This window comes from Hydrogenimonas sp., assembly GCF_029933015.1.
GTDB lineage: Bacteria > Campylobacterota > Campylobacteria > Campylobacterales > Hydrogenimonadaceae > Hydrogenimonas.
The window spans coordinates 1-4,379 of record NZ_JAOZOZ010000136.1 but is presented as its reverse complement, the minus strand read 5'-3'; the positions used below and the strand labels follow the sequence as shown (position 1 = coordinate 4,379).

Sequence of the window (4,379 nt, the reverse complement as noted above, 5' to 3'; positions counted from 1 at the left end):
TTCTCGATCCAGGGCGAGGGGCGCTACAGCGGGGTTCCCTCGATCTTTCTGCGGTTCGGCGGATGTAATCTCAAGTGCCCGGGTTTCGGGAGTTACGAGATAGAGGGTGAAACGATCGAAGGGTGCGATACACTTCGTGCGGTCGACAGGAAGCGATTCGGAAAGAGTTGGCAGCCTTGCGAGCGGGCGACGGATCTGGTCACCGTCGTACGGCACTACCTCGAGCCTCTCGGGTACCGGCCCCATGTGGTACTCACGGGAGGGGAGCCGATGCTCTATCACGCCCATCCCGCCTTTTACGGGCTTGTCGGGTGGCTCGTGCGGGAGGGGTTTGTGGTGACGGTCGAGACCAACGCCACCCTGGCCCCCGATTTTTCCAGATTTGCAGCCTATCGCGGGGTCACCTTCGCGATGGCGGTGAAGCTCTCAAACAGCAAAGAACCGGAGAAAAGAAGGGTGGTCCCGGATGCGGTCGCGCGTCTTGCGAAAGAGGGAAGGGACTCCTTTTTCAAATTTACCCTGGACCGGGAGCTGGTCGAAGGGAGCGCGCACGAAGAGATCGAAAAAATCCGCGGCGGTTACGACAACGAAGTCTTCTGTATGCCTCTTGGCGAGACGCTGCAGACCCTGAGAAAAAACGCCGAACCGGTGGCGCTTTTTTGCATGAAACACGGTTACCGCTACGGCGACCGTCTGCACATACGGCTCTGGAACGACGAAGAGAAACGATAACGGAGAGACCATGACGATACGAAAACTCTACAAATTCGAAAACGCCCACATCGTCCGGGGGTGCTCCACCCGCCGATGCAGCCGGAGTATTCACGGACACTCCTACAAAGCGGAGATCTTTTTCACGGCCTCGACCCTCGATCGGGGGCAGATGATCTACGATTTCGGACTGGCGAAGAGGATGATCGGCGATTTCATCGACGCGTTCGACCACGCCATCACCCTCTGGAGCGAAGACGATCCCGCCTACATCGCCGACATGAAAAAGTGGAGCGAGCGGTGGGTGGAACTGCCCCTGAACCCTTCCGTCGAACAGTTCGCCCGCATCTTCTTTCTGGTGGCCGACCGTATGCTGCAGCAGACGAAGATGGTCAACGGCGAGGGGGACGTGCGTATAGAGAGTGTCATCGTCCACGAGACCGAAACGGGCTACGCGAAAGCCGTGAGAGAGGATGTCTACGACTCCACGATGGGTCCCATCGAACTCGATAGGATAGAGTTCTCGGAGAGGGTCAAAGAGGAGTGGGCCAATCCACGGATGTTCGACGAGTTGTTGGCCGGAAAAACATTTGTCAATCCTGACATTGTTTAACGAGATTGAACGTGAAGTGCTTTTTAAGCAAGTGAGGATTAAGATGCCAACAAACATTTTCAAGGAGAGTAGTATGAAAAAGACAGCATTGTCACTGGCGGTTGCCGCGCTTGTTCTGATGAGCGGATGCGGCGACAAGAAGAGCGAATCGACGGCACATGAGGCTGCGGCGCCTGCCGCCAAAACCGAAAGCGCCGTAAAACCGGCGGCACAGAAAGCGGAAGAGACCGCGGCGGCCAAGACCGAAGAGAAAAAGGCCGAAACTCCGGCGGCGGAAGAGAAGCCGGCCGAGGCGGCAGCCCCCGCAGCGGCGGAAGAGGTCGCAGCCGCCGCGAAAGAAGAGGCACAGAAGCAGGTCGAGAAAGTGACCGAGAGTGTCGCCAAGGGCGAAGCGGAAGCGAAAGAGAGCGTCGAGGCGAAAGTCGAAGAAGCCAAAGCGCAGATCGACGTGACGTCACTCTATACCAAGTGTGCGGGCTGTCACGGTATGAAGGGTGAAAAACATGCGCTCGGCAAGAGCAATATCATCGCCGGTCAGTCGAAAGAGGATCTCGTCAAGAAGATCAAAGGGTATCAGGACGGCTCCTACGGCGGGGCTATGAAAGCGCTCATGGTCGGTCAGGTCAAAGACCTGAGCGCCGAGCAGATCGAGGCACTCGCCGATCACATCTCTAAGATGTAAAAATGTCGGGAGCCTCTTTGGCTCTTAGATCCCATTTGAGCGGGATCATTTTGACCGGTCGGTTCTCCGCCAGCCGGTCGATACCGGGCATGGTGACGATCATGCCGTCCGCCTCTTTGAGGGGACGGACCATGCCCGGCCCCTGCTTTTTTAAAATTTCGAATTTTTCTCCGTCATATTTTCCCAGCAATACCGTCGCACGACCCGGCTTGAGTCTGTAATCGGACGCATTGATCGCGGTGACCGTCGAGAGATAGGGCGTGTTGGACCCCTCCAGCCGGTAGATGATGGAGCGGGCGAAGAGTTCGAAGTTGACGGCGGCCGCGGTAGGGTTGCCCGGAAGGTTGACGATCCAGGTCTTTCCGATACGTCCGACGGTGGTCGGTTTGCCGGGTTTGATCTCGACTTTGTGAAAGAGCCGTTCCATACCCAGGTTCGCGAAAGCGTCGAGGGTGAAGTCGGCGTCACCCACGCTGACGCCGCCGCTCGTGACGATGAGATCGGAGTCGAGAGCCGCGGCGATCTGTGCCTCGATCGAAGCCATCGTGTCGGCGGTGGCGCCGGTGAATGTGGTTTCGCATCCCAGTTCGGCGGCACGGGCGATAAACATCGGGGCGTTTGAGTTGTAGATCTGGTGGGATTCGATCGGCTCGTAGTGCATGCGCAGTTCGTGGCCCGTGGCGAAGACGGTGACACGGGGCTTTTGAAAGACCCGAAGATGGGTGATGCCCTGGCTCGCCAGCAGACTTGTCGTGTAGGCGGTGATCGTGTCGCCCATTTCGACGATACGGTCGCCTTTGGCGACATCTTCGCCCCGTTTCCTGATGTTGGCCCCTCTTTTGATCGTGTCGGGCAGGCGGATGCCTTCCGGCGTCTCCTCGGTGTTTTCGACGGGAATGACGGCTTCGGCCCCTTCCGGCATCACCGCGCCCGTCATGATTCGCACGCCGCGGCCTTTGGTCACTTTCGCATCGCTTCGATCCCCTGCGAAGATCGTCGGCTGTGACGTGATGAGTCCCCCGGCATCGGCCATCGTGACGGCGTAGCCGTCCATCGCCGAGTTGTCGAACCTCGGCAGGTCGAATCTGGCGTGGAGATGTTCGGCGCAGACGCGCCCGATCGCCTCCTCGAGGGGCAGAATCTCCGTTTTGACCGCCTTTACGTTTTCATGGATGCGCCCGAGCGCCTCTTCGATCGTTACCATCTGCTCTCCAAAAGGTCGTTTTTCAAGTGATTATAGTACAATCGCCCTTATGGAATCTATGGAACAAACGATGCTGCAACTGCATATATGGCCCGTCGTCGGACTGGCGCTGCTGGTCTTTTTGAATATCCTTGTCATTCTGAAGCAGAGCGACGATCGCAAACTGAAAAAATATCTTCGCATCCAGGCGATCGCGTGGACGACGCTGATGAGCATGATCGCCTTCACCGGGGCTACGATCATGGCCTTCATGCATCTGGATTTTACGGTGAAGATCGTCTTGATGATCGTCGCGGCGGTCGCCCTCTCGTCGCTGGAGCTGCGCCGCCACTATCTCGTCAAGGATGCGCGGCCCGGAAACGAATGCTTCGCCGAAGTGAGGAAAAAGGCGCTGCGCTACTATCTCTACCAGGCCGCCTGGCTGCTGATGATCGGGGGACTGGCGCCGCAGCTTTGAGAAAGGAGATCCGATGCAATTTCTCTACCACCCCGACGCGGGTCTGCCCGACATCACGATCGAGGGTGAAGCCTACCGCTACATCTTCAAGGTTCGCCGCCACAGAGAAGGCGAGCGCATCGCTCTGCGGAATCTGCTCAACGACTACCTCTACTTCTACCGTATCGACCGTGTAGGCCGCCGCGAAGCGGAACTGACTTTTCTGGAGAAGGAGGAGCGGGTCGTCATGCCCGAAACCCCGCTGCATCTGGGCTGGTGCGTCGTCGACCCCAAAACGGTCGAAAAAACCCTGCCCGCACTCAACGAACTGGGGGTGGAGAAGATCTCTTTCGTCTACTGCGACAGGAGTCAGAAGAGCTTCAGAATCGATTTCGAACGTTTGAAGCGGATTTTGATCAACTCCTCCCAGCAGTGCGGCCGCAGCAGGATGATGGAACTGGAGATTGTCGATTCGGCCGCAGGATTTTTAAAGGAGTATCCAAAAAGCGCGATTCTCGATTTCGGAGGGCGTCCTTTGCCCTGTGAAAGGGAGGGCGTTTCTCTTCTCGTCGGATGCGAGGGCGGATTCAGCGATGCGGAGAGAAAACTTTTCGAAAATCGGACGATATATGGATTGGATACACCTCTGGTTCTAAGGAGCGAAAGTGCGATGGTCGCCGTAGCGTCACGATGGATACTGTAGGACTTCGATGAAAAAACTCTCTTTACTGCT

General features: G+C 57.2%; 6 protein-coding genes. 5 read left to right on the top strand and 1 reads right to left on the bottom strand.

Going from position 1 to position 4,379, the window contains the following annotated elements; all coding sequences use genetic code 11:
- The 3 genes from Q1K23_RS08095 to Q1K23_RS08085 form a co-directional block, all read left to right on the top strand.
- Positions 1-732, top strand: a 732-nt coding sequence (locus tag Q1K23_RS08095; RefSeq protein ID WP_300363682.1) for a 7-carboxy-7-deazaguanine synthase QueE, incomplete at its 5' end; no start/stop codon positions are given.
- Positions 733-742: 10 nt separating this feature from the next.
- The gene (locus Q1K23_RS08090) at positions 743-1,324 is read left to right on the top strand and encodes a 6-carboxytetrahydropterin synthase (protein WP_300363681.1); all 582 of its coding nucleotides are present in this window, start codon (positions 743-745) and stop codon (positions 1,322-1,324) included.
- 73 nt (positions 1,325-1,397) lie between these two features.
- On the top strand, positions 1,398-2,006 hold the full coding sequence (locus Q1K23_RS08085) for a c-type cytochrome (protein ID WP_300363680.1): 609 nt from the start codon (positions 1,398-1,400) through the stop codon (positions 2,004-2,006).
- On the opposite strand, the gene glp is transcribed toward Q1K23_RS08085, so the two are convergent.
- Positions 1,996-3,210: a gephyrin-like molybdotransferase Glp gene (glp, locus tag Q1K23_RS08080; protein WP_300363679.1), complete on the bottom strand. Its 1,215-nt coding sequence runs from the start codon at positions 3,208-3,210 to the stop codon at positions 1,996-1,998. The two genes, Q1K23_RS08085 and glp, sit on opposite strands and share 11 nt — an antisense overlap.
- A gap of 70 nt (positions 3,211-3,280) precedes the next feature.
- On the opposite strand from glp, the gene Q1K23_RS08075 reads away from it, so the two are divergent.
- Together Q1K23_RS08075 and Q1K23_RS08070 are read left to right on the top strand one after the other, a co-directional pair.
- Positions 3,281-3,667, top strand: coding sequence for a hypothetical protein (locus Q1K23_RS08075; RefSeq protein WP_300363678.1), 387 nt, complete (start codon positions 3,281-3,283; stop codon positions 3,665-3,667).
- Positions 3,668-3,680: 13 nt separating this feature from the next.
- On the top strand, positions 3,681-4,349 hold the full coding sequence (locus Q1K23_RS08070; RefSeq protein ID WP_300363676.1) for a 16S rRNA (uracil(1498)-N(3))-methyltransferase: 669 nt from the start codon (positions 3,681-3,683) through the stop codon (positions 4,347-4,349).
- Positions 4,350-4,379: the final 30 nt, after the last annotated feature.

What these genes read in the sequence shown, in the direction of transcription:
- Q1K23_RS08090 (WP_300363681.1), top strand. Translation starts at nt 743, where the DNA reads ATGACGATACGAAAACTCTACAAATTCGAAAACGCCCACATCGTCCGG.
- Q1K23_RS08085 (WP_300363680.1), top strand. Translation starts at nt 1,398, where the DNA reads ATGAAAAAGACAGCATTGTCACTGGCGGTTGCCGCGCTTGTTCTGATG.
- Q1K23_RS08075 (WP_300363678.1), top strand. Translation starts at nt 3,281, where the DNA reads ATGCTGCAACTGCATATATGGCCCGTCGTCGGACTGGCGCTGCTGGTC.
- glp (WP_300363679.1), bottom strand. Translation starts at nt 3,210, where the DNA reads ATGGTAACGATCGAAGAGGCGCTCGGGCGCATCCATGAAAACGTAAAG.
- Q1K23_RS08070 (WP_300363676.1), top strand. Translation starts at nt 3,681, where the DNA reads ATGCAATTTCTCTACCACCCCGACGCGGGTCTGCCCGACATCACGATC.